The organism is Polaromonas sp. CF318 (assembly GCF_000282655.1).
In the GTDB taxonomy this organism is placed as follows: Bacteria; Pseudomonadota; Gammaproteobacteria; order Burkholderiales; family Burkholderiaceae_C; genus Polaromonas.
On sequence record NZ_AKIV01000053.1, the window covers coordinates 1 to 22,581 of the forward strand.

At 65.0% G+C, this 22,581-nt stretch carries 19 protein-coding genes and 1 tRNA gene; 6 read left to right on the top strand and 14 right to left on the bottom strand.

Annotated features, from left to right (window positions below):
* Positions 1–43: 43 nt before the first annotated feature.
* The 7 genes from queF to PMI15_RS09260 all read right to left on the bottom strand — a co-directional run bounded on the left by queF (position 44) and on the right by PMI15_RS09260 (position 6,251).
* Positions 44–871, bottom strand: coding sequence for an NADPH-dependent 7-cyano-7-deazaguanine reductase QueF (gene queF, locus PMI15_RS09230; RefSeq protein ID WP_007867154.1), 828 nt, complete (start codon positions 869–871; stop codon positions 44–46).
* A 76-nt stretch (positions 872–947) separates the two neighbouring features.
* On the bottom strand, positions 948–1,841 hold the full coding sequence (locus PMI15_RS09235) for an alpha/beta fold hydrolase (RefSeq protein ID WP_007867157.1): 894 nt from the start codon (positions 1,839–1,841) through the stop codon (positions 948–950).
* A gap of 166 nt (positions 1,842–2,007) precedes the next feature.
* Entirely contained in the window at positions 2,008–2,841 is an 834-nt protein-coding gene (locus PMI15_RS09240) for a 2OG-Fe(II) oxygenase (RefSeq protein ID WP_007867159.1), read from the bottom strand.
* 24 nt (positions 2,842–2,865) lie between these two features.
* Positions 2,866–3,642: a peroxide stress protein YaaA gene (gene yaaA, locus PMI15_RS09245; protein ID WP_007867161.1), complete on the bottom strand. Its 777-nt coding sequence runs from the start codon at positions 3,640–3,642 to the stop codon at positions 2,866–2,868.
* Positions 3,643–3,720: 78 nt separating this feature from the next.
* Positions 3,721–4,311, bottom strand: coding sequence for a DUF3501 family protein (locus tag PMI15_RS09250; RefSeq protein WP_007867163.1), 591 nt, complete (start codon positions 4,309–4,311; stop codon positions 3,721–3,723).
* A 25-nt stretch (positions 4,312–4,336) separates the two neighbouring features.
* Complete coding sequence (locus tag PMI15_RS09255; RefSeq protein WP_007867165.1) at positions 4,337–5,686, bottom strand: (Fe-S)-binding protein; 1,350 nt, start codon at positions 5,684–5,686, stop codon at positions 4,337–4,339.
* A 142-nt stretch (positions 5,687–5,828) separates the two neighbouring features.
* Entirely contained in the window at positions 5,829–6,251 is a 423-nt protein-coding gene (locus tag PMI15_RS09260; protein WP_007867167.1) for a rubrerythrin family protein, read from the bottom strand.
* 300 nt (positions 6,252–6,551) lie between these two features.
* Here PMI15_RS09260 and PMI15_RS09265 point away from each other — a divergent pair, with 300 nt between their 5' ends.
* The 3 genes from PMI15_RS09265 (at position 6,552) to PMI15_RS09275 (ending at position 11,580) form a co-directional block, all read left to right on the top strand.
* Positions 6,552–8,339, top strand: a complete 1,788-nt coding sequence (locus tag PMI15_RS09265) for an FAD-dependent oxidoreductase (protein ID WP_007867168.1) — start codon at positions 6,552–6,554, stop codon at positions 8,337–8,339.
* The gene (locus tag PMI15_RS09270) at positions 8,336–8,560 is read left to right on the top strand and encodes a DUF2783 domain-containing protein (protein WP_007867170.1); all 225 of its coding nucleotides are present in this window, start codon (positions 8,336–8,338) and stop codon (positions 8,558–8,560) included. Before PMI15_RS09265 ends, PMI15_RS09270 begins: the two co-directional genes overlap by 4 nt.
* A gap of 71 nt (positions 8,561–8,631) precedes the next feature.
* Complete coding sequence (locus tag PMI15_RS09275; RefSeq protein ID WP_007867173.1) at positions 8,632–11,580, top strand: valine--tRNA ligase; 2,949 nt, start codon at positions 8,632–8,634, stop codon at positions 11,578–11,580.
* A gap of 63 nt (positions 11,581–11,643) precedes the next feature.
* Here PMI15_RS09275 and PMI15_RS09280 read toward each other — a convergent pair whose 3' ends face one another.
* On the bottom strand, positions 11,644–12,660 hold the full coding sequence (locus tag PMI15_RS09280) for a D-isomer specific 2-hydroxyacid dehydrogenase family protein (protein ID WP_007867176.1): 1,017 nt from the start codon (positions 12,658–12,660) through the stop codon (positions 11,644–11,646).
* A gap of 126 nt (positions 12,661–12,786) precedes the next feature.
* Here PMI15_RS09280 and galU point away from each other — a divergent pair, with 126 nt between their 5' ends.
* Positions 12,787–13,707, top strand: a complete 921-nt coding sequence (gene galU / locus PMI15_RS09285) for a UTP--glucose-1-phosphate uridylyltransferase GalU (RefSeq protein WP_007867179.1) — start codon at positions 12,787–12,789, stop codon at positions 13,705–13,707.
* Positions 13,708–13,748: 41 nt separating this feature from the next.
* On the opposite strand, the gene PMI15_RS09290 is transcribed toward galU, so the two are convergent.
* The 3 genes from PMI15_RS09290 to cysM all read right to left on the bottom strand — a co-directional run bounded on the left by PMI15_RS09290 (position 13,749) and on the right by cysM (position 15,584).
* Complete coding sequence (locus PMI15_RS09290) at positions 13,749–13,976, bottom strand: sulfurtransferase TusA family protein (protein ID WP_007867181.1); 228 nt, start codon at positions 13,974–13,976, stop codon at positions 13,749–13,751.
* Between the two features lie 55 nt (positions 13,977–14,031).
* Complete coding sequence (locus PMI15_RS09295) at positions 14,032–14,595, bottom strand: NUDIX domain-containing protein (RefSeq protein ID WP_007867182.1); 564 nt, start codon at positions 14,593–14,595, stop codon at positions 14,032–14,034.
* A gap of 86 nt (positions 14,596–14,681) precedes the next feature.
* A complete protein-coding gene (gene cysM / locus PMI15_RS09300; protein ID WP_007867183.1) occupies positions 14,682–15,584 on the bottom strand; it encodes a cysteine synthase CysM in 903 nt (300 codons plus the stop codon).
* Positions 15,585–15,623: 39 nt separating this feature from the next.
* On the opposite strand from cysM, the gene PMI15_RS09305 reads away from it, so the two are divergent.
* A tRNA-Leu gene (locus PMI15_RS09305) sits at positions 15,624–15,708 on the top strand.
* Between the two features lie 212 nt (positions 15,709–15,920).
* Positions 15,921–16,964, top strand: coding sequence for a S1C family serine protease (locus PMI15_RS09310; protein ID WP_007867186.1), 1,044 nt, complete (start codon positions 15,921–15,923; stop codon positions 16,962–16,964).
* A gap of 20 nt (positions 16,965–16,984) precedes the next feature.
* On the opposite strand, the gene PMI15_RS25470 is transcribed toward PMI15_RS09310, so the two are convergent.
* The 3 genes from PMI15_RS25470 to PMI15_RS09325 form a co-directional block, all read right to left on the bottom strand.
* Complete coding sequence (locus PMI15_RS25470) at positions 16,985–18,619, bottom strand: methyl-accepting chemotaxis protein (protein ID WP_007867188.1); 1,635 nt, start codon at positions 18,617–18,619, stop codon at positions 16,985–16,987.
* A 216-nt stretch (positions 18,620–18,835) separates the two neighbouring features.
* Positions 18,836–20,527 carry a ShlB/FhaC/HecB family hemolysin secretion/activation protein gene (locus PMI15_RS09320; RefSeq protein WP_007867191.1) on the bottom strand — a complete coding sequence of 564 codons (1,692 nt, stop codon included), beginning with the start codon at positions 20,525–20,527 and terminating at the stop codon, positions 18,836–18,838.
* Positions 20,528–20,553: 26 nt separating this feature from the next.
* On the bottom strand, positions 20,554–22,581 hold a 2,028-nt coding region (locus PMI15_RS09325; RefSeq protein ID WP_007867193.1), incomplete at its 5' end, for an S-layer family protein.

Consider the following 22,581-nt stretch of genomic DNA (forward strand, 5'->3'; position numbering starts at 1 on the left):
ATTCATCCGCAAATCAACGCAGATTGAAAACGCCAGCGTTGACCTACTGCCGCGCGGTGCGCACGCTGGACGGCAACGCCTGCGGATGGCTGGTACGGAAGGGGTTGATGTCCAGCCCGCCGCGGCGCGTGTAGCGCGCATAGACCGAGAGCTTGAGCGGCTTGCAGCGCGTCCAGATGTCCATGAAGATGCGCTCCACGCACTGCTCGTGGAACTCGTTGTGGTTGCGAAAGCTCACCAGGTACTGCAGCAGGCCTTCCTGGTTGATCTGCGGGCCCGCGTAACGGATCTGCACGCTGCCCCAGTCGGGCTGGCCGGTGACCAGGCAGTTGCTTTTGAGCAGGTTGCTGGTCAGGGTCTCCTCGACGGGCGGCTCGTCGAATTCGGCGAACAGCAGTTCGGGCGCGGGCTGGTAGTGGATGCACTCCACGTCCAGCCGATCCAGGTTCAGGCCGTCGAGTTCATGCACAGGCTCACGGTCGAACAGCTCGGGACCCAGGGTCTTGATGCCCACGCCGGTACCGACCACGGCATTGAGGTCGGCGCGTATGCGTTCGCGCACGTCGCGCGCGTCGGCAAACCGCGTGTTGTTAAAGCTGTTGAGGTAGAGCTTGAAGGACTTGCTCTCGACGATGTTGGGCGACTCGCAGGGCACGGTGATGTGGGCCAGCGCCACCTGCGGCTTGCCGCGCATATTGAGCCAGCTCAGCTCAAATGCCGTCCACAGGTCGGCGCCGAAAAAGGGCGGCGTGCCGGTGACGCCGATTTCGGCGCGCTTGCCCTCGCGCGGGATCGGGAAGAGCAGCGAGGCGTCGTACTGGTCGACATAGGCCGAGGCCTTGCCCAGCTGGGATTGTTCAGGGGTGTTCATGGGCCCATTTTCGCCCTTAAACGCATTGCGAGGGACGGGCTCAGGCAATCGGCAAGCCCTGCTGTGGGGCCATGCCTTAGCTGTGGGCCTTGAAGTGGGGAATCAGGAAGGCCAGCAAACGATCCACAACGCCGGGCGGCAAATCATGGCCCATGCCCTCTATGCTTTCAAAGCGCGCGCCGGGAATGCGCCTGGCCGTGTCCTGGCCGCAGGCCATGGGCACCAGCGGGTCGGCCTTGCCGTGCAGCACCAGCGTGGGCGCCGTCACCTGGGCCAGCGCCGCGGCGCGGCTGCTGTCGGCGGCAATCGCCACCATCTGGCGCAGCACGCCTTGGGGGTGGAAGCTGCGCTGCGCCGCGGCGGCGACTTTTTCGCGCAGCTCGGCGTCGGGCGTCGGGAAACCGGGGCTGCCTATGGCCTTGAGCAGCCTGGCCGTGTGGTCCACGGCCGCCTGCACGCCCTTGCCGGCGGGACGGCCCAGCAGCACGCGGGTCACGGCCGGGCTGGCTTCAGGCAGGCCGCGCGCCCCGCTGGAACTCATGATGCTGGACAGGCTGAGCACGCGCCCGGGTGCCAGCACCGCCACGCGCTGCGCCACCATGCCGCCCATGCTGACGCCCACCACATGGGCTTTGGAAATTTGCAGCGCATCGAGCACGCCCACGGTGTCGGCGGCCATGTCCTGCACGCTGTAGGGCGGGCGTATGCGCCAGCCCAGGCGGAACTTGAGGCCTTCCCACAGCAGGCTGGGCGAACCCAGGTGGTCGAAGTGCTGGGACAGGCCGATGTCGCGGTTGTCAAAGCGCAGCACCCGAAAGCCCGCATCGGCAATCGACTGCACCATGGCCGGCGGCCAGGCGATGAGCTGCATGCCCAGGCCCATGATAAGCAGCACCACGGGCCGGCCCGTGGTGTCGCCGGGGTGGGTGTCTTCGATCTCAATGTCGATGTTGTTGGCTTTGATTTTCATGGTGGATTATGATCTCCGCCCCTGGAAGCGCGCCAATTGCAGCGTCGCCCACGCGTCACGGTGCATTCGCACCAGCAGGGGCCGCGGAACTGGCTTTGCCAGGCCGCAGGCGCCTGTCCCCTGCAAGGGGAGAGGAGGCTACACGCAGTGAGCCTCAACAGGGGTGTTAAATAAATTCCCGCTCGCGGAGCCATTTAGTAGCGATCCATTTTTCGCCTGATTTCACCGGCTCGCCACCATGCAGCGTCAGGCTCGCGGGATGCGCCAGGGCATAGCTGAAAAACACCGCGCTCCCCTGCTGCGGCCGCACCTTCAGGCCTATGTCGGGAAACACCGTGGCGCCGCCCTCCCCGGGCTCGCGCAAATACATGATGAGGCTGGCCACGCGCTGGCCGCCGCGCCGCAGGATGGCCGCGGTGCCGGGCTCGCCGGGGTCGAAGTAGTCGTAATGCGGCTTGTACTCCGCGCCGCGCCGGTAGCGCAGCACCTGCAGTCCTTCGCCGTTCTGCACCGGCCAGTTCAGCAGCCTGGCGATGCGGGCCTCGATGCGGCGAATCACCTCGTTCTCCCCGCGCGTGTAAAACATGCCGTGGCTGGTGCGGTCGTGGTTGAGTTCTTCGCCGCCGGTGCGTATGTCCACGGTCAGCGAGCGCGCCAGGCGCGACTCGGCCGCCGCGATGAGCGCCTCGCATTCGGCGGCGCTGAGCAGGTTGTCGAACACCCAGAGTTCGGGCGCGCTGCGGTGTTCGCGCACCGTCACCCATTTGTCGCCCGCGTCCACCATGGCACCGGCGGCGTCGGCCTGGACACGGGGCACAGCCTGCGCGGGTTGCGGCGCCGCTGCCGCGCCGGCGGCCTGCAAGCCCAAAGCCCGGTTGGCGGCTACGGCATGCCAGCCAGCGTCCAGCAGCGCCTGGAAAACCTCGTGCGGCCCATGCCCGGCCGCGAGCTGCTGCGCCACCCAGTCCTGCATCTCGCGCGTGATGGCCTGGGTTTGCATGATGGCGGGCCAGGGTGTGCGGCCTCAGGCGGCCTGTTTGCGCCGGAACACCAGCCGGTCGGGTTCCGAGGCCTTGGGGTCGAAGCGGTAACCCTCGGCGTCAAAGCTTTCGAGCTTTTTGACCGTGGCGATCTTTTTCTCGATCGCATAACGCAGCATGAGGCCGCGCGCGCGTTTGGCGTTGAAGCTGATGATTTTGTACTTGCCGCCCTTGAACTCCTCGAACACGCAACTCACCACACGCGCCTTGAGCACCTTGCGGTCCACGGCCTTGAAGTATTCCTCGCTGGCCAGGTTGATGACCACGGGCGTGGTGTCGGCGGCGGCGCGTTCGTTGAGGTAGTCGGAGATTTGCGAGCCCCAGAACTGGTAAAGGTTCTTCCCCTGGGGTGTGGCCAGGGCCGTGCCCATTTCAAGCCGGTAGGGCTGCATGCGGTCCAGCGGGCGCAGCACGCCGTACAGGCCGCTCAAGATGCAGACATGCGCCTGCGCCCAGTCGAGTTGTGCGGCGCTCAGGGTCCTGGCGGCCAGCCCGCCATACACGTCGCCGTCAAAAGCCAGCGCGGCCTGTTTGGAGTTCCTGGCGGTGAATTTTGGCGACCAGGCCTGGTAGCGCGCCACGTTCAGGCCCGCGAGCGCGTCCGAGAGCTTCATCAGCGTGCTGATCTGCTGCGGGGTTTTGGTTTTGAGCACGTCGATCAGCTGCGCCGACTGGCGCGTGAACAGGGGTTGGGTGTGGGTGTCTACGTGCGGCGGCGTGTCGTAGTCCAGCGACTTGGCCGGCGAAATGAGAAACAGCATGGATTGGAGTTATGGAATAACCGAAACCCCCACTTTACGACAGCCGTGCGGCAACACAGGCGCCCGCCGCAAAAAGCCTTAACGCAAATCGCTGGCCAGCGAGGCCAATGTTTCCGCAGGAATGTTCACATGCGCCGGGTAATGCGTATGGTCGCAGCCGAGCTTGACGCCGGCACCGGCCTTGACCGCCGCGCACATGGCGGGGTCCAGCTCAAAGCGCACAAAATGCACCGCCGAGGTTTTTTCGTCGTTTTCGCGGTCCATGTCTTCGTCGGCAATCGCGTAGACGCGGCCATGGCCCTCGACCTCGATGAACATGTGGTCCTCCACACCGATAAGCCGGGCCAGTTCACGTTTTCGCTCGCTGATGTCGGGGTACTCCAGCATCAGCGTGCCCTTCCAGTTGGTCCCGTCGGGCACCAGGGGGGCGTAGGCTTCTATCTCCTGCTCTATGCCCTCCTCTTCGAAGATTTTCTCCACGCGCAGCATTTCCTGGATCTGGTAGCGGATGCTGGTCTCGCTTTCAAACTGCAGGTTGATGTGCTCGCCCAGGCACACGCTGCGCAGCTTGCGGTGGGCGATGATGGCGGGCTTGTTCTCCTTGCGGTATTTGCTGTAGGCCTCCAGCGTCATCAGGGAGTCGCGGGTGATCTTTGCGGTGGTCTTCATGGCGGCGTCCTGCTTTTTCGGGGGCTTATTCCAGGCCGTAGGCCGTGCGTATCAAGGTGAGCGGATGCTTCTGCGGCGGGGCGCCCAGATTGTTCACTTCAAAACCCTGGGCGATGTGGTGGCCGCCCAGCGGGCAGTCGCTGCTGATGACGTCGGGCAGGCCGCCGTCCTTGTGGCTGGCCATGGCCTTGAACAGCGGCTTGCCGATTTTCATGGCCTGCTGGTGGTAGGGCACCTTGACGCCGAAAGTACCGGCATGGCCGGAGCAGCGCTCGTGCGTGTGCACGCTGGTGCCGGGCACCATTTTGAGCATCTCCTCGGTCTTCTTGCCGATGTTCTGCACCCGGCCGTGGCAGGGAATCTGGTAGCTGATTTTGCCCAGCGGCGTCGGGAACTCGGTCTTGAGCAGGCCGTCGCGCCGGCGCGCCATCAGGTATTCAAACGGGTCCCACATATGCTCCTTGACGAGCTGCACGTCGGCGTCATCGGGGTACATCAGCGGCAGCTCCTGCTTGAACATCAGGGTGCAGCTGGGCACGGCGCTCAGGATGGCGTAGCCGTCCCTGGCGTACTTCACGAGCACCGGGATGTTGGCTTCCTTGCTGGTGTTCACCGACGCCAGGTCGCCCAGCTCCAGCTTGGGCATGCCGCAGCATTTTTCCTTTTCGACCAGCACATAAGGCACTTCGTTGTGGTCCAGCACCTTGAGCAGGTCGTGGCCTATGCCGGGCTCGTTGTAGTTGATGTAGCAGGTGGAATAAATCACCACCTTGCCGGGCGTCTTGGCGCCGTCCTTCACCGCGTGCGGCGGCGATTCGGGCGCGCCCGAGCGGAATTTCTTCGTGGCCAGGTCGGGCAGCCAGGCGTTTTTGTCCACGCCCAGCACTTTTTCCATCACGGCGCGCGCCTGCCTGGTCTTGTTGACCGCGTTGGCCACCTGGACCACGATGGGGATGCCGGCGAACTGGCCGTGCACGTCGGTGGACGACAAAAACCTTTCACCCGCGCCGACCTCGCCCTTTTTGAACTTGATGGCCTTGGCGCGCAGCATGGTGTGAGGAAAGTCGAGGTTGAACTCATGCGGCGGCACATAAGGGCATTTGGTCATGTAGCAGAGGTCGCACATATAGCACTGGTCGACCACTTTCATGTAGTCCTTCTTGTCCACGCCGTCGACCTCCCCGGTCTTGCTGTCGTCGACCAGGTCGAACAGCGTGGGGAAGGCGCCGCACAGGCTCACGCAGCGGCGGCAGCCATGGCAGATGTCGAAGATGCGCTCCATCTCGTGCAGGGCCGCGTCCTCGTTGTAGAAGTCGGGGTTCTTCCAGTCGATCGCATGGCGCGTGGGCGCCTGGAGGTTGCCTTCTGTGGCCATGGTTTTGTCTCTTCCATTGCTCCCTCGCCCCGCCGGGGAGAGGGTTGGGGTGAGGGGTCCAGCCAAGGTGAAGGTAAGGCCTGATCTATCGCCTCTCGCCCTCACCCTCACCCTCTCCCAGGGGGAGAGGGAACAAGCAGTCTTAATCGACCAGTTCAGCCAACGCTTTTGAATAGCGGTTGGCGTGCGAGCGCTCGGCCTTGGCCAAAGTCTCAAACCAGTCGGCCACTTCGTCATGGCCTTCGTCGCGTGCGGTCTTGGCCATGCCGGGGTACATGTCGGTGTACTCGTGGGTTTCGCCGGCGACGGCGGATTTGAGGTTGTCGCGCGTGGCGCCGAAAGGCAGGCCGGTGGCGGGGTCGCCGCACTGCTCCAGCCATTCGAGGTGGCCGTGGGCGTGGCCGGTTTCACCTTCCGCGGTGGAGCGGAACAGCGCGGCGACGTCGGGCTGGCCTTCAACGTCGGCCTTGTTCGCAAAATAGAGGTAGCGGCGGTTGGCCTGCGATTCGCCGGCAAATGCGGCTTTCAGGTTCTCTTCCGTCCTGGAGCCTTTGAGAGCAGCCATGGAAATCTCCTTCGTGGGTTGATGGATGAACAAATCGCCAATGCTTCAACGCCGCGCACTTCAAGGCCACGAACAGCCGAAGACCAAAACACCATAGACCTGTTCGAGCGCCTCGTCTAATTGCCGGAATCAATGCATGAAATTGATAAAAACTATAAGCAGATAACCATCAATAACACTTATCAATTACAAGCGGGACTGTCATGGCGCTTTATCTGGAGCGGCCAACGGAGCCATCACCGGAATTACGTTATGGTAGATTGATTACGAATAGGTAAACAGAACAAGAGGCGCAGACCCATGCCGGAGACAACGCAAATTCAAGACAAGGCCCCCGCCGCGCTGGCTGCCGCCTTCACCAACGGCTATGAATTCGCCCAGGGCGCGGGTTATGCCCTGCCCGAATACCCTTTTGTCGAGCCGCCCGAGCTGCGCACGGGCGAAGTCAGACGCCACGCCGTCGCCATCGTGGGTGGCGGCATCACCGGGCTGACGCTGGCCTGCGCGCTGGCGCAGTACGGCGTGCGCGCCGTGCTGCTGGACGAGGACAACACCGTGGGCGTGAAGGGCGCGTCCTCGCGCGGCATCTGCTACGCGCAAAAAAGCCTGGAAATTTTCAAGCGCCTGGGCATTTACGAGCGCATCGCCGCCAGGGGCGTGCAATGGAGCGTGGGCCGCACCTTCGCGGGCAAGGACGAGGTCTACGCCTTCGACCTGCGCCAGCAGCAGACCCATTCGCTGAGCCGGCAGCCGCCCTTTATCAATATCCAGCAGTTTTATGTCGAGGGCTTTCTGGTCGAGCAGCTCTACAGTCCCGCGCCCCAAGCCCGCCCGGTCGACATCCGCTGGAGCCACCGCGTCACCGGCCTTGAGCAGAACGCGGACTTCGCGACGCTGCAACTCGAAACGCCGGCCGGCTCCTACGTCCTGGAAGCCGAACATGTCATCGACTGCAGCGGCTCGCGCAGCCCGTTTCGCGCCTGGTGCGGCGCCACGGTGACGGCGCAGCAGGGCGACGACCGCTGGTGCATTGCCGACGTGCGCTTCAAGAACCCGCCGCCGGCGGAGCGCCACACCTGGATAGAGGCGCCCTTCAACGAAGGCCGCGCCGTCTGGCAGCACCTGATGGCCGACGGCGTCTGGCGCATCGACTACCAGATGCCGCCGCAGGCCAAACCCGAAGAGGTCAGCCGCGAGGACGTGGTGCGCGCCCGCCTCAAAGCGCAGTTCAAAAGCCAGTCGGGGCGGCTGCTGGACGACAGCGACTACGAGATCGTCTGGGTCGGCCCCTACGCCTACCGCAGCGAATGCCTGGACAGCCTGCGCCACGGCCGCGTGTTTTTCGCCGGCGACGCCGCCCATGTGATGAGCCCCTTCGGCGCGCGCGGCGGCAATTCGGGCGTGCAGGATGCCGACAACCTGGCCTGGAAGCTGGCCGCCGTGCTACAGGGCCGGGCCGCACCCGCCCTGCTGGACAGCTACCACCACGAACGCCACGAGGCGGCCACGCACAATGTGCGGGTCACCAACCGCACGGCGCGCTTTCTGCGGCCGGCCGACGGCGCCGAGCGGCTGTTTCGCAGCGCGGCGCTGGGCCTGGCGCGCGAGCATGTGTTTGCCCGCCAGCTCGTCAACACCGGCCGAATGTCCACGCCCAGCCACTACACACACTCCAGTGCCTGCGGGCCGGCCGGCGGGCGCGCGACGCAGAACGTGGGTTTTGCATGGGCCGACGGCCGCCCCGGTGAACTGCTGGACCTGCTGGGCTGGGCCCATGGCCGTTTGCTGCTGCTGACCTTTGGCGATGTCTCCGCCGCCGCGCTGGCGCGCCTGGGGGCGCTGTCGGTGGAGGCCGGCCTGCGCTGCGTGCAGGTGGTCGGCCCCGGTGAGAAAGCCGCGGCCGTGGAACACGTGGTCGACGTCCAGGGCCACCTGCAGGCGACCTGCCATGTCTTCGGCCATGCCTGGGCGCTGCTGCGGCCCGACGGCCATGTGGCCGCCACCGGCGAGAGTGTGGACGCCTCGCTGGTCCACGCGGTGGCCGCCGCGCTGGGCGCCGGTCCCCACACCGGAAAGGAAAGTGCATGAAACCCGACACGCCCCTGAGCACGCGCCTGCATTTCCAGGACGCCGACGCCTTTTACGAGTGCCTGCTGGACGCCCACCGGGGCCTGAGCCGCGAGGAATCCGAGCTGCTCAATGCCCGGCTGATCCTGCTGATGGCCAACCAGCTGGGCGACACCGCCGTGCTGCGGGCCTGTATCGCCGCAGCCGCAAAGCCTGCGGCTGCGGCGGGGCGGACAGGCTGAAACGGGCCCCGGGCCGCTCAGTCGAATAAAATCAGGGCAGTTTCCCCCAACCCCAAGGCGGCATCCCCTCGATGCCGTTTTTCATTGCCCCCATGACCAACGCTGCCGCCCCCGCCCTCGCCGATACCGCCACTCCCGCCGCGGAGGCCGTCAAAGCCCCCACACCGGGGCTGGACAGCCTGGCCAAATCCTTCGAGCCGGCCGCCATTGAAAGCCGCTGGGGCCCCGAATGGGAGCGAAACGGCCAGTACGAGCCCACGCTGGACGCGGCCAGGCCGTCTTTCTCCATCCAGCTGCCGCCGCCCAACGTGACGGGCACGCTGCACATGGGCCACGCCTTCAACCAGACCATCATGGATTCGCTCACGCGCTACCACCGCATGCGCGGCCACAACACGCTGTGGGTGCCCGGCACCGACCATGCCGGCATCGCCACGCAGATCGTGGTGGAGCGCAAGCTGCAGGGCGAAGGCAAAAGCCGCCACGACCTGGGCCGCAAGAATTTCGTCGCCAAGGTCTGGGAGTGGAAAGAAGAATCCGGCACCACCATCACACGCCAGATGCGCCGTATGGGCGACTCGGTGGCCTGGAAGCACGAATACTTCACCATGGACCCCAAGATGTCCACGGTGGTCACCTCGACCTTTGTGAAGCTCTATGAGCAGGGCCTGATCTACCGCGGCAAGCGCCTCGTGAACTGGGACCCGATTCTCAAGTCCGCCGTGTCCGACCTCGAAGTCGAGAACGAAGAGCGCGACAGCTTCATGTGGCACATCGAGTACCCGTTTAGCGACGGCCCGCAAAAAGCCGCCGACGGCATGCCGCTGCGCGGCATGCACATCGCCACCACCCGGCCCGAAACCATGCTGGCCGACGGCGCGCTGGCAGTGCACCCGGACGACGAGCGCTACAAGCACCTGGTCGGCAAGATGGTCGACCTGCCGCTGTGCGACCGCAAGATCCCGGTGATCACAGACGACTACGTCGACCCGGAGTTCGGCAGCGGCGTGGTGAAGATCACCGGCGCGCACGACTTCAACGACTACCAGGTGGCCCTGCGCCACGACCTGCCGCTGATCACCATCTTCACGCTGGATGCGAAGATCAACGAGAACGGGCCCAAGCAGTACCAGGGCCTGGACCGCTACGACTGCCGCAAGGCGGTGCTCAAGGACCTCGAGGAACAGGGCTTCCTCGAAAAAGCCGTGCCGCACAAAAACATGGTGCCGGTCTGCGCGCGCACCGGCGCGGTGGTCGAGCCCATGCTGACCGACCAGTGGTTTGTCGCGCTCAGCAAGGTCAGCGAACAGGACCCGACCGGCAAATCGATCGCGCAGAAGGCGCGCGACGCCGTGAGCAGCGGCCAGGTCAAGTTTGTGCCCGAGCAGTGGGTCAACACCTACAACCAGTGGATGAACAACATCCAGGACTGGTGCATTTCGCGCCAGCTCTGGTGGGGCCACCAGATCCCGGCCTGGTATGACGAGGACGGCAAGGTCTATGTCGCCACCAGCGAGGAAGAAGCCCAGAAACAGGCACCCGGCAAAAAGCTCACGCGCGACGAAGACGTGCTGGACACCTGGTACTCGTCGGCCCTGGTGCCCTTCTCTTCGCTCGGCTGGCCCGAGAAGACCAAAGAGCTGGACCTCTTCCTGCCCTCCAGCGTGCTGGTCACCGGCTACGACATCATCTTCTTCTGGGTCGCCCGCATGATCATGATGACCACGCACTTCACCGGCCAGGTGCCTTTCAGGGACGTGTACATCCACGGCCTGGTGAAGGATGCCCAGGGCAAGAAGATGAGCAAGTCCGAAGGCAATGTGCTGGACCCGGTCGACCTGATCGACGGCATCGAACTGGCACCGCTGCTCGAAAAACGCTCGCAAGGCCTGCGCAAGCCCGAGACCGCGCCGCAGGTGCGCAAGAACACCGAGAAGGAATTCCCCGCGGGCATTCCGGGCTACGGTGCCGACGCCCTGCGTTTCACCTTCGCCTCGCTGGCCAGCCTGGGCCGCAGCATCAACTTCGACAGCAAGCGCTGCGAGGGCTACCGCAACTTCTGCAACAAGCTCTGGAACGCCACGCGCTTCACCTTGATGAACTGCGAAGGCCAGGACTGCGGCCTCGAGGAACATACGAAAGAACAATGCGCGCCCGGCGGCGAGTTCCACAACTACCTGAGTTTTTCGCAGGCCGACCGCTGGATTTCATCGACCATGCAGCGCGTGGAAGCCGACGTGGCCAAAGGCTTTGCCGACTACCGCCTGGACAACGTGGCCGGCAGCATTTACCAGTTTGTCTGGGACGAGTTCTGCGACTGGTACCTGGAAATCGCCAAGGTGCAGATACAGACCGGCAACGACGCGCAAAAGCGCGCCACGCGCCGCACGCTGATACGCCTGCTCGAAGCCATACTGCGCCTGGCGCATCCGGTGATTCCTTTCATCACCGAAGAGCTGTGGCAGACCGTGGCGCCCGTCGCCGGCAAGAGCGGCAAATTCATAGGCACCTCACCCTACCCGCAAAGCCAGCCCGAGAAGATCGACGAAAAGGCCGAGGCCCATGTCGCCCAACTCAAGACCCTGGTGGATGCCTGCCGCAACCTGCGCGGTGAGATGAAAGTCTCGCCGGCCACGCGTCTTCCGCTGTTCGTGCTGGGCGACAGCGCCTTTATGAACAGCGTGGCGCCCGTGCTCAAGTCGCTGGCCAAGCTCAGCGAAGTGAAGGTGTTTGAAAACGAGGCCGAATGGGTTGCTGCGGCACAGTCCGCACCGGTGGCCATCGTCGGCGAAGCGCGGCTGTGCCTTTACATGGAAGTCGATCTGGCGGCGGAAAAGATTCGCCTGCAAAAGGAGGAGACTCGCCTGAAGGGAGAGATCACCAAGTCCGAGACCAAGCTCGCCAATGAAGCCTTCGTGAGCAAGGTGCCCCCGGCCGTGCTGGAACAGGAACGCAAGCGCCTGGCCGATAACCAGGCGGCCCTGGCCAAAATCCGCGAACAGCTGGCGCGCTTGAAGTAAGCGTCAGAGCCGCCCACAAAAAAGCCCCGTTCAACGGGGCTTTTTATTTGGCAGGCCGCCTGTTCAGCGGATCATGAATTCGGGCTCCGACCACTGAGAAGGGGTAACCCCGCCCGGCACGTCCAGCTCCATGGGCGCGCTGGGCAACTGGTCCATGCCGCTTTGCGTGGTGCTGATGGCTTCATGCATGCGGTGCGCCACATACCAGCTCGAGCGCAGGCGCGCCTCGCGTGTGTGCGAGCCCAGGCGCGGCGTGACGAACAGGTTCTTCAGGCCCTTGAGCGGCGAAGTGTCGCCCAGGAAGCTGGCTTCGGCGCCGTCCAGGATGCAGGCCTCTATGCGGCCGTCGCACAGTGCCGCGGCCAGCGCGGCTTCGTCAAACAACTCGCTGCGGCTGATGCCCACCCACAGCTGGTTGCGCCTGCAGGCGGCCAGCAGTTTTTCATTCACAAAACCGCGAAAGCGCGTGGCGTACAGCATCTGCACCGAGACCGCGTCGGCCTGGCTGACGAGTTCAGACAGGGACACCGGCTGTATGCGCAGGCGCTCCCAGATGGGCGCCGTGTGGTGCACCGCCGGGTCGTAGCCTATGAGGCGCACGCCCAGTCCGTTGAGCATGCCGGCCAGCGTGTGCGCCGTCGGAGCCAGGCCCAGGATGCCCACGGTGCTGCCGTGCAGCTCGCGCCCCATCTGCGTCGTCGGGTGGCGCCGCCCCATCAGGGCCGAGACCAGGCCGCGGCGGTACAGCAGCAGCAGGCTGCTCAGCAGGTATTCGGCATTGGAGCGCACGTTGGCGCTGCTGGCGTGCACGACCTTGATGTCGCGCTCCTTGCAGGCCTCGAGGTCGGTGTTGTCCGTGCCCACATGCAGGCGGCCCACGGCCCTGATCTTGGGCAGGAAGTCGAGGAATTCGCGTGTCACCACGGTCTGGCGCGGGAACACAATGCCCTTGGTCTTGTAGGCGATCTTGCGCAGCGAAGTCAGGTCGTCGGCGAGCTCGGGGTGGTAGCCCACGCTGTGGCGGGTTTCCAGCCAGGCCATTGCCTCGGGCACCAGCGCGTCAAGAAGTAAGATGTCCACCCAGTGAGTCCTTTTTTTCCCGCAGACCGCAATTCGCGCGGTTTGACCACGTCAAGTCGAGCCTTTGTCCGACCTGAGTCATGTATCAACAACGCAACACTCTAGTCTTTTCCCCGATCAAAGTCGATGCAAAAATTTACATTACACAAAGCAGTGTTCCCGGTTGCCGGTCTTGGCACCCGGTTTCTCCCGGCCACCAAGGCCCAGCCCAAGGAAATGCTCCCCGTCGTCGACAAGCCGCTGATCCAATACGCGGTTGAAGAGGCTTACGCGGCAGGCATCCGTCACATGATTTTTGTGACAGGACGCAATAAACGGGCCATAGAGGACCACTTTGATACTGCTTACGAGCTCGAAAACGAGCTGGAGGTAGCTCAAAAGCTCGCTTTGCTGGATCTGGTGCGCTCCGTCCAGCCCGAAGACATGAACTTTTCCTATGTGCGCCAGCCCCGCTCCCTGGGCCTGGGCCATGCCGTGCTGTGCGCCGAACACCTGGTCGGCCAGGAAGCTTTCGCCGTCCTGCTGGCCGACGACCTGATGGTCGGCCCCAAGGGCGGCAAACCGGTGCTGGCCCAGATGGCCGAACAGTTCAAGGACTTGCAGCAATCCATCCTGGCGGTGCAGGAAGTGCCCCAGGACCAGACCCGCCGTTACGGCATCGTCGCGACCGACGGCGCCGCCAGCAGCGGCCTCATGAAAGTGAAAAAAATCGTCGAAAAACCGGCGCCTGAGGTGGCTCCCTCACGCATGGGCGTGGCCGGCCGTTACATCCTGACGCCGGCGATTTTTGAGCACATTCGCAGCCAGAAGGCCGGCGTGGGCGGCGAACTGCAGCTCACCGACGGGATCTCCAGCCTGCTCGACAAGGAAACCGTTTATGCCCTGCAGTACGAGGGCAAACGTTATGACTGCGGCAGCAAGGAAGGCTTTCTGGAAGCCACTGTCGAGCTGGCGCTGCAGCACCCCGAGGTGGGCGTGCACTTCCGCAATTACCTGGACAACCTGCAGATAGGCTGGTCGGGCCGGGAGCGCCGCAAACAGGCCTGAAAAACCTGGGCGGCCGGCGCCCGGCGGGCACCCAACGGCGCTTAACGCCGTTTCAAGACGTGGATAAAGTCGCTGCCGGCGACCTGCTGCTCGACAAGCTCGTTGCCGGTCTGCTTGGCAAAGGCCTGGAAATCGCGGGTCGAGCCGGCATCGGTGGACACCACACGCAGCAGCTGGCCGCTGAGCATTTCGGTCAGCGCCTTTTTGGCTTTCAGGATGGGCAGCGGGCAGTTCAGGCCGCGGGTGTCGAGTTCTTTGTCGATGTTCATGAAAATCCTTGGGTTGCCGCGATTTTAAGCAAAGGGCAAAGGCCCTTCACCCGGGTTATCCAGCCTTGTCCGCCTCCGGCTCCACCTTGCTCAGCACGGTGGCCCAGTCCACAAACTCGGGCTCATGCCCCCGCGTGCGCAACCAGTCGGCCAGCGCGTAGCCGGTGCCGGCGGGCCAGCATTTGAGCTTGTCCAGGTCGTAGAGCCGGTAATCCACCAGTTCGGGCGACAGGCTGACCTCCCCCGTGCAGACCGCGTGGTAGGCAATGATCACCTGGTTCATGCGCTGGAAGTCGTAAACGCCTATCAGGTCCAGCGAACTCGTTTCCAGGTTGGTTTCTTCCTTGATTTCGCGTTCTATGCCGCCTTGCGGCGTCTCGCCCGCTTCCATAAAACCCGTGATCAGCGCGTACATCTTGCCCGGCCAGGCCGCATTGCGTGCCAGCAGCACCTGGCCGTGGTATTCAATCACCGCGGCCAGCACCGGCGTGGGATTGTTCCAATGGGTGAATCCGCAGGCCGGGCAGCGCAGCCGCGCCTTTTCACCCCCGTCTTCCATCTGCGACACCATGGCCAGCGGCGTCGCGCAGTTCGGGCAAAACCGGAATTCATGGGTCATGGTGGAGGATCAGTATGGAAAATAAAGGAAAGAAAACGCGCCAACCGCTATCAATGCAATAGCGGCAAGCCCACGTCAATCGGGCTTCAAGCCGGAAACACGCCGGTGGACAGGTAACGGTCGCCGCGGTCGCAGACCACAAACACAATCACCGCGTTTTTCACGGTCTTGGCGATCTCCTGGGCCACCCAGAGGGCACCGGCGGCCGAGATGCCGGCAAATATGCCCTCCTCGCGCGCCAGACGCCGGCACATGTCTTCGGCGTCGGCCTGGCTGACCAGCACCAGCTCATCGACCTGCCGCGGGTCGTAAATCTTGGGCAGGTATTCCTGCGGCCATTTGCGGATGCCGGGGATGCGCGAGCCCTCGCTGGGCTGGGCGCCAATCACCTTGATGGCCGGGTTTTTCTCTTTCAGGTAGCGCGAAACCCCGGTAATCGTGCCGGTTGTGCCCATGGCACTGACAAAATGTGTCACCTTGCCTGACGTATCTGTCCATATTTCGGGGCCGGTGGTCTCGTAATGGATGCGCGGGTTGTCGGCATTCGCGAACTGGTCCAGCACCCGGCCCTTGCCCTCTTTCTGCATCTGGTCGGCCAGGTCGCGCGAGTACTCAATACCCGCGCTTTTGGGCGTCAGGATCAGTTCGGCGCCAAAAGCCTTCATGGTCTGGGCCCGCTCGATGCTCAGGTCCTCCGGCATGATCAGAACCATCTTGTAGCCCTTGATCGCGGCCGCCATGGCCAGGGCAATACCCGTATTGCCCGAAGTGGCTTCAATCAGCGTGTCGCCCGGCTTGATGTCGCCGCGCTCCTCGGCGCGCTTGATCATCGAGAGCGCCGGCCTGTCCTTGACCGACCCGGCGGGATTGTTGCCTTCAAGCTTGCCGAGGATCACATTGCCGCGTGCGGCGTTCTCGGCGGCGTAAATACGTTGCAGCGCGACCAGAGGCGTTTTGCCAATCGCGTCTTCAATGGTGGGATAGTTCATGACCACACTGTGCCATAATTTGAGGCTTCGCTCATTCCAGCCCGGGTGGTGAAATTGGTAGACGCAGGGGACTCAAAATCCCCCGCCGCAAGGCGTGCCGGTTCGATTCCGGCCCCGGGCACCACATCCCGAAAGCCGTCTCATGACCTCTGTTCATGGACGGCTTTTTTGTTTTTGCCTCCTCGGTGGCGTGCAACACGGAGTTGCTATTTTTTGCCGCCGGATTTTTGACCCTGCCGCTTGCAACGCCATTGAATAAAGCGCATTCTTCAAACGCGGCTGGCCCCCTTTTCCTTTTGTGTGCCCGCAGCCCTCTCGCCGCGTCTGGAGTCCGTCATGTGCAGCTTGCGTCATTGGCTCTGTCTCCTTCTTTCAAGCACTTTGCTGCTGGGCGTGGCCCAGGCGGCGACGGCGCCGCCGCCGGCGGCGCAGGCCATGATGGATGCGCTGAACCGGGCCACGGCGGCGGTGGTGGGCGTCAGGGTCACGGCGATGGAGGACGCGCGCTCCGCCGAAACCCTGGGCCTGCGGCGCGCGGGTTCGGGTGTGCTGATCAGCCAGGACGGGCTGATCCTGACCATCGGCTACCTGATGCTGGAGGCCGAGCAGATCGAGGTCGTGACCCAGGACAACAGGACGCTGCCGGCGCGCGCCGTGGCCTACGACCTGGCCACGGGTTTCGGCCTGCTGCGTCCGCTGCTGCCGCTGCGCAATGTGGCGGTGGCGACGCTGGGCAGCAGCAGGGACCTGCAGCCGGGCGAGCCGCTGATGGCGGTGACCGGCCCGCAGCCCGATGACGATGGCGACGTGAGCATGACGCGGCTGGTCAGCCGGCGCGCGTTCTCGGGCAGCTGGGAATACCACATTGAATCGGCGCTGTTCACCAGCCCGCCGGTGCTGGCCAGCGGCGGCAACCACAGCGGCGCGCCGCTTTTCAACCAGCGGGGTGAATTGATAGGCATAGGCTCGCTGTTCGTGTCGGATGCGACCAATGAAAACCGCCGCCTGCCGGGCAACATGTTTGTGCCGGTGGATTTGTTGCGCCCCATACTCGCGGAGCTGCAGCGCTCGGGCTTCAGCGCCAAGAGCCGCAGGCCCTGGCTGGGCATCACCTCCAACGACCAGGGCGGGCGGATACAGATACTGCGCGTGAGCAAGGAAAGCCCGGCGGAGCTGGCCGGGCTGTCGGCGGGCGATGTGGTGCTGGCAGTGGACGACGCGAAAGTCGCGACGCTGGAGGCCTTTTACAAAAAGCTCTGGGACCACGCCGCGCCCGACGCGGAAATCCGGCTCACGGTGCTGCAGGGCGCCGAGATCAAGACCATTGTGCTGCGCGCCCAGGACCGCATGCAGACGCTCAAAAAACCGCCGGGTATCTGAGCAGCCCCGGCCGAACGTCGCTAGGCTGCGGCCGGCGCCGTGCGGTGCAGATCCCTGCCTATTGCCTGGAAATGAAGGGCGGCTGACGGTGCGGCTTCGGGCTCCGCATCCAGTTTGAATTCGTCGACCGCCGCCTGCAGCTGCAGGGTTTGCTCGGCCAGCGAGGCTGCCGCCGTGGAGGCCTGCTCGACCAGCGCGGCGTTCTGCTGGGTCGCCTTGTCCATCAGCACCATGGCCTGGTTCACATGCGCGATGCCGTTGCTCTGCTCAACCGAGGCGGCGGAGATCTGCTCGAGCAGGCTGCTCACGCGTTTGACGGCCTGCACGATGTCCTGCATGGTGCGGCCCGCCTGGCCGACCAGCTCGGAGCCGCTCTCGACATGCGCGACGGAGTCCGCGATCAGCGCCTTGATTTCGCGCGCCGCCCCGGCGCTGCGCTGCGCCAGGCCGCGCACCTCGCTGGCCACCACGGCAAAACCGCGGCCCTGTTCTCCGGCGCGCGCGGCTTCCACGGCCGCGTTGAGCGCCAGGATGTTGGTCTGGAAGGCGATGCCTTCGATGACGGCAATGATGTCCACGATTTTTCGGGAGCTGCCGCTGATGGCCGCCATGGTGTCCACCACCTGGGCCACCACCTCGCCGCCGCGCTCGGCCGTGCCCGATGCGGTGGCCGCCAGCCCGCTGGCCGAACGCGCATGCTCGGCGTTGAGCCTGACGGTGGAAGTCAGCTCTTCCATGCTGGAGACGGTTTCTTCCAGCGAGGCCGCCTGTTCCTCGGTGCGGCGCGACAGGTCGGCGTTGCCGGCCGCGATGTCGCCGGAGGCCAGGGTGATGGAATCGGTGGAGGCCTTGATGCGGCTGACCAGGTCGGTCAGCGTGTCTTCCATGTCGCCCAGGGCGCCCAGCAGGCGGCCGAAATCACCGCCGCGTTCGGTGGAGAACTCCTGGCTGAGGTCGCCGGCGGCCACGGTCTCGGCGATGTAAATCGCTTCATTGAGCGGCTGCGCGATGCCGCGGCCCAGGCGCCAGGCCACGGCGACACCCACCAGCAGGGCCGCCAGCGCCAAGCCCAGCATCCAGCGCCGTGCCGAGGCGATGCCGGCCTCGACGGCCTGGCCGCCGGCCCTGGCCTGCCGCGTTTGCGTTTCGGCCAGCGCGGCCAGTTCCTGCTGTAGCCGGTCCAGTGCAGGCCGCCCCTCGCCCGCCCAGGCGCGGGAGGCTCCGTCGCGGTCACCCGTTTCGAGTTGCCTGGCCACCTTGACCAGCGCCTGCGCATAGGAGGCCTGCGCGCCGCGCACGTTGCCCAGCAAGGCTTTTTCTTCCGGCGGCGGCGCGCCGCCTTCCAGCACCGCCAGTGCGTCCGTGATGTTGCCGTCACCGACCGCGAGTTGGCGGCGCGCGGCGGCCGCCTGCGCGGGATCGGCCGCGAGGGAAAGTTCCAGGGCGGCGCGCGCATTGGATTGCGACCAGCTGCCCAGTGCCGCCACGGCGCCGGCGCGCGACCAGGCGTCGCCGCTCAGCTCGCGGCTGAAGGCGCCGGCGCCGGCGCCGGCCAGCTGGCCCAACCCCACCGCCATCAAGCCGCCCGCCAGCAGCAATACCAGCCCAAAGCCCGCGCCCAGCCGCGTGCTGATTTTCAGATTGTCCAGTTGCATGGTGTGTCTCCTGCAAGCCGCTTCCGTCTGAAGCTGCGGGAGAGGGCTTGCTCATGGACGGTACCAAGAAAGCCTTCGCTGCCTGCGCTCGAACAGCGCGCAAAACAGGGCTTTATTTATTGAATTGATCGTTGGGTGTTGCTGGCCGGGTCTTGCTCCGGCGGGGGCACTCTTTCTCTCTTCTCTCTGCTGAGGGCGCCCACCGGAGCAAGGGCCTCAGAACCGGTAAGCGAGTTCTGTCCACATCCGCATGGCGTCGGGCGCCTTGACCAGCTCGGGCGGCGTGCCCAGCGGTGAGGCCAGGTAGGCCCGGGCCCTCCATTGGTTGAAGCCGCTCCAGTCGAGGCCGATACCGGCGCCGCTGAAGGTCGCGGTGTTGGCGCCGGCCGTCCAGGGGCGCTGGTTGACCTTGAGGTAGGCCCCGTCCCAGAAGGCCAGCGCCTGCAGCCTTCCGCCGCCGGCCGCCCCCAGGTCGTAGCGCAACTCTATGCTGCCGCGGTAGCCCGCATCGCCCGACAGCGCGCTGACGTCGTAGGCACGCACGGAATAAGGCCCGCCCACCGACATTTTTTGCGAGGAGTCGAGATTGGTGTTGGCCCATTGGCCGGCCCACGACACATACAGTGAGCCCCTGTCTCCCCAGCGCTGCAGGCGGGAGAAATTCAGGTTGGTCTTTGAAAACCAGCCTTCCGTTCTGGCGCTGGCCGCATCGCTCAATTGGGCCTCCGTGACGTCAAAGCCCACCCGGCCCCGGGTCCATGCCAGGCTCCAGGTGTTGATGCCGCCGGACATCAGGGTATCGCGCCAGTCTCCGCTCAGGCTCGAAGTCCAGCTGCCCAAGTGCCGGTCCGTCTTCATGCCCGCCATGTCGATGCGCTCGCGCAGCTGCAGGTTGTCGTACTGGACCTGGCCGTAAACATTGGCCGCCTGGCTTCGCAGCAGTGGATGCCGGCCCCAGAGGCTTTCGGTTTCGGCGGAGCCATGCGCGCCCAGCTCCTGCAGCGATCCGCCGATTTTGTAGTTCAGCATGGAATAGGCGGCCCCGCCGCGCGTGCCCTGCCCGTTCAACAGGGATTCGTAGCTCACGCGCCCGTAGTTGACCCCGGATCCCGAGCTCAGGCCGCCCACACCCAGGACATCGCCACGCCGCAAGGGATTGTTGAAATACACCGTGCCGCCCAGCCGGCCCCTTCCCGTGAAGCTGTTGCCGTAGTCGTCCAGCGCCAGGTTTCCGGAAACCGCCTGGCCCGGCGTGACCTGGATGCTCAGGTCCGAGCTGCCCAGGCCGTCGCCGGGCCTCAAGGTCGCCTGCACCAGCACCCCGGGGATGTCCGACATCAACAGCAAGGACTTGTCGAGCAAGGCCTGCTCCACCGGCTGGCCGCCCTGCAGCGGCGCCGCCGTCGCCTGCAGCAGCAGGTCGTTCACGCGCGTCTGGTTGTCGATGCCGACCTTGCCGTAGCGCGCCTCTATCACCAGAAAGCGCACAACACCCGACGAGATCACCTGAGCGGGCACCACGGCGCGTGCAAAAGTGTGGCCGCGGCCGCGGTAGTAGCGGCTTATACGGGTCGCCATTTCATCGAGCTGGTCCAGCGTCAGGCGTTTGCCTTCCGCATCAGCCACCAGTCCATGCAGGGTGTCGGTCTCGACCAGGGTGTTGCCGAGAATCTTGATCGAGGCGACGTCCACCGACACCGCGGGGCGTTCCGGCGGTGGCGGGGTGTTGTCTTCTTTGTTGAAGGCCGGCCCTTCGCCGCGGGGCGGCGCCGGAAACGGCTGCGACGGCTGGACCTGCTGCAGGATGGTGCCGATATCGACGGGCAGCGGATCGGCCGCGTGAGCCGTGAACAGGGGCGCGGCGGCCAGCAGCAATGCTGCGTGCTTCGCGGATGCGTGGCATTTCATGAAATAACTTCCCTGGGGTGGCCGAGTCATTTCCGGCCTGCCGGCACGGCGTTTAGCAGCTGGACGCCGCCGTCAACAATGTGCAGCCAGGGATCTTTTTTGCCGGTGGGGCCGGGAAGGTCCACTTCCAGCGCTTCTCCGCCTGATGAGGCATCGACGCTTGCGCCGCGGGTCACCCTGAGGGTGGACGAGGCTTCGAGCGAGCCGGATGTGGAGCGTTCCGTCTCAAGGGCCTGCTGCGCGGCGGCACGAATAAGGTCTTCTGCCGATCCCAACCCGGACGCCCCAGCGGAGGAGGTCGCAGCGGACGGGGAGGTGGGCACAGGCGCGGCCGGCAAGGGCGTGATGGAGGCGGTCAGCCCGGCGGGCTGCACCACCGCGTAGTTGCCGGCATCGGCGCCGCCCAGGGTAAAGCCGGTGACGGTCACAGCCTTGCCGTTGCCCACATTCGGATCAGCAAAAGCACCGCTGCCGCCGCTGACGCTGACCACATCGCCGGCCAGGGCCGTGACGGCGGCGGTGCCGCCCAGGGTGGCCGCGGTCGTGCCGTCAAACACCTTGTTCTGGGCATTCACGCCGGTGACGGCCAGGGTGGCCTGCGTGATGTTCGCGGTGACGCCAGCGGGCTGCGCGATGACGTAGTTGCCGGCATCGGTGCCGCTCAGAGTGTAGCCGGTGACGGTCACGGCCTTGCCATTGCCCGCGTTTTTGTCGGCGAACCTACCGCTGCCCGTGCCCCCCAGGGCCACGACATCGGCGCCCAGGGCGGTGATGCTCGCCGTGCCGTTCAGGGTCGCGGTGGTGGTGGTGTCGTAGACCTTGTTGTTGGCACCTATGCCGGTTACAGCCAGGCTGGCCGGCGTGATATTGGCCGTGACGCCGGTGGGCTGCACGATGACGTAGTTGCCGGCGTCGGCGCCACCCAGCGTGTAGCCGGTCACGGTGACGGTCTTGCCGTTGCCCACGTTCTTATTGGTGAAGGCGCCGCTGCCGCCGCCCACGGTCACCACATCGCCGCCCAGGGCCGCAACGCTGGCCGTGCCATTGAGGGTGGCGATGGTGGTGGTGTCGTAAACCTTGTTGTTGGCGCCCACACCCGTGACGGCCAGGCTGGCCGGCGTGATGTTGGCCGTGACGCCGGTGGGCTGGACGATGACGTAGTTGCCCGCGTCGGCGCCGCTCAGCGTGTAGCCGGTGACGGTCACGGCCTTGCCATTGCCCACATTCTTGTTGGCGAAGCTGCCGCTGCCGGTTCCGCCCACGGTCACGACATCGGCACCCAAGGCCGCAACACCGGCCGTGCCGTTGAGCGTGGCGGCGGTGGTGGTGTCGTAGACCTTGTTGTTCGCACCGACGCCGGTCACGGCCAGGCTGGCCGGTGTGATGTTGGCGGTGAGCCCGGTGGGCTGTACCACGGTGTAATTTCCGGCGTCGGCACCGCCCAAGGTGTAGCCGGTCACGGTGACGGCTTTGCCATTGCCGACATTCTTGTTGGCGAAAGTACCACTGCCACCAGCCACCGTCACCACATCTCCACCGAGAGCCGCCACTGCCGCTGTTCCGTTGAGCGTTGCGGTGGTGGTGGCGTCATACACCTTGTTGCTGGCGCCCACGCCCGTGACAGTCACGCTGGCGGGCGTGATGTTGGCCGTGACGCCGGTGGGCTGCACGACGGTGTAGTTGCCGGCATCGGCCCCGCTCAGGGTGTAGCCGGTCACGGTCACCGTCTTGCCATTGCCGACATTCTTGTTGGCGAAAGTGCCGCTGCCCGTTCCACCCAAAGTCACGGTATCGCCAGCCAAAGCCGCCACGCTGGCGGTTCCATTGAGCGTGGCATTGGCGGTGGTGTCGTAAACCTTGTTGTTCGCGCCAACACCGGTGACCGTCAAGCTGGCGGGCGTGATATTTGCCGTGACGCCGGTGGGCTGCACCACGGTGTAATTGCCCGCATCAGCGCCACTGAGCGTATAGCCAGTCACCGTCACCGCTTTGCCGTTGCCGACGTTCTTGTTGGCGAAGGTGCCGCTGCCGGTCCCCCCCAGGGTCACCGTGTC

Excerpts from the sequence above, each read along its gene's own strand:
- PMI15_RS09240 (WP_007867159.1), bottom strand. The coding sequence starts at position 2,841 with ATGCAAACCCAGGCCATCACGCGCGAGATGCAGGACTGGGTGGCGCAG.
- PMI15_RS09310 (WP_007867186.1), top strand. The coding sequence starts at position 15,921 with ATGTGCAGCTTGCGTCATTGGCTCTGTCTCCTTCTTTCAAGCACTTTG.
- queF (WP_007867154.1), bottom strand. The coding sequence starts at position 871 with ATGAACACCCCTGAACAATCCCAGCTGGGCAAGGCCTCGGCCTATGTC.
- PMI15_RS09270 (WP_007867170.1), top strand. The coding sequence starts at position 8,336 with ATGAAACCCGACACGCCCCTGAGCACGCGCCTGCATTTCCAGGACGCC.
- PMI15_RS09260 (WP_007867167.1), bottom strand. The coding sequence starts at position 6,251 with ATGGCTGCTCTCAAAGGCTCCAGGACGGAAGAGAACCTGAAAGCCGCA.
- PMI15_RS25470 (WP_007867188.1), bottom strand. The coding sequence starts at position 18,619 with ATGCAACTGGACAATCTGAAAATCAGCACGCGGCTGGGCGCGGGCTTT.
- PMI15_RS09320 (WP_007867191.1), bottom strand. The coding sequence starts at position 20,527 with ATGAAATGCCACGCATCCGCGAAGCACGCAGCATTGCTGCTGGCCGCC.
- PMI15_RS09275 (WP_007867173.1), top strand. The coding sequence starts at position 8,632 with ATGCCGTTTTTCATTGCCCCCATGACCAACGCTGCCGCCCCCGCCCTC.
- PMI15_RS09235 (WP_007867157.1), bottom strand. The coding sequence starts at position 1,841 with ATGAAAATCAAAGCCAACAACATCGACATTGAGATCGAAGACACCCAC.
- PMI15_RS09295 (WP_007867182.1), bottom strand. The coding sequence starts at position 14,595 with ATGACCCATGAATTCCGGTTTTGCCCGAACTGCGCGACGCCGCTGGCC.
- PMI15_RS09250 (WP_007867163.1), bottom strand. The coding sequence starts at position 4,311 with ATGAAGACCACCGCAAAGATCACCCGCGACTCCCTGATGACGCTGGAG.
- yaaA (WP_007867161.1), bottom strand. The coding sequence starts at position 3,642 with ATGCTGTTTCTCATTTCGCCGGCCAAGTCGCTGGACTACGACACGCCG.
- PMI15_RS09265 (WP_007867168.1), top strand. The coding sequence starts at position 6,552 with ATGCCGGAGACAACGCAAATTCAAGACAAGGCCCCCGCCGCGCTGGCT.
- PMI15_RS09255 (WP_007867165.1), bottom strand. The coding sequence starts at position 5,686 with ATGGCCACAGAAGGCAACCTCCAGGCGCCCACGCGCCATGCGATCGAC.
- PMI15_RS09290 (WP_007867181.1), bottom strand. The coding sequence starts at position 13,976 with ATGAACATCGACAAAGAACTCGACACCCGCGGCCTGAACTGCCCGCTG.
- galU (WP_007867179.1), top strand. The coding sequence starts at position 12,787 with ATGCAAAAATTTACATTACACAAAGCAGTGTTCCCGGTTGCCGGTCTT.
- cysM (WP_007867183.1), bottom strand. The coding sequence starts at position 15,584 with ATGAACTATCCCACCATTGAAGACGCGATTGGCAAAACGCCTCTGGTC.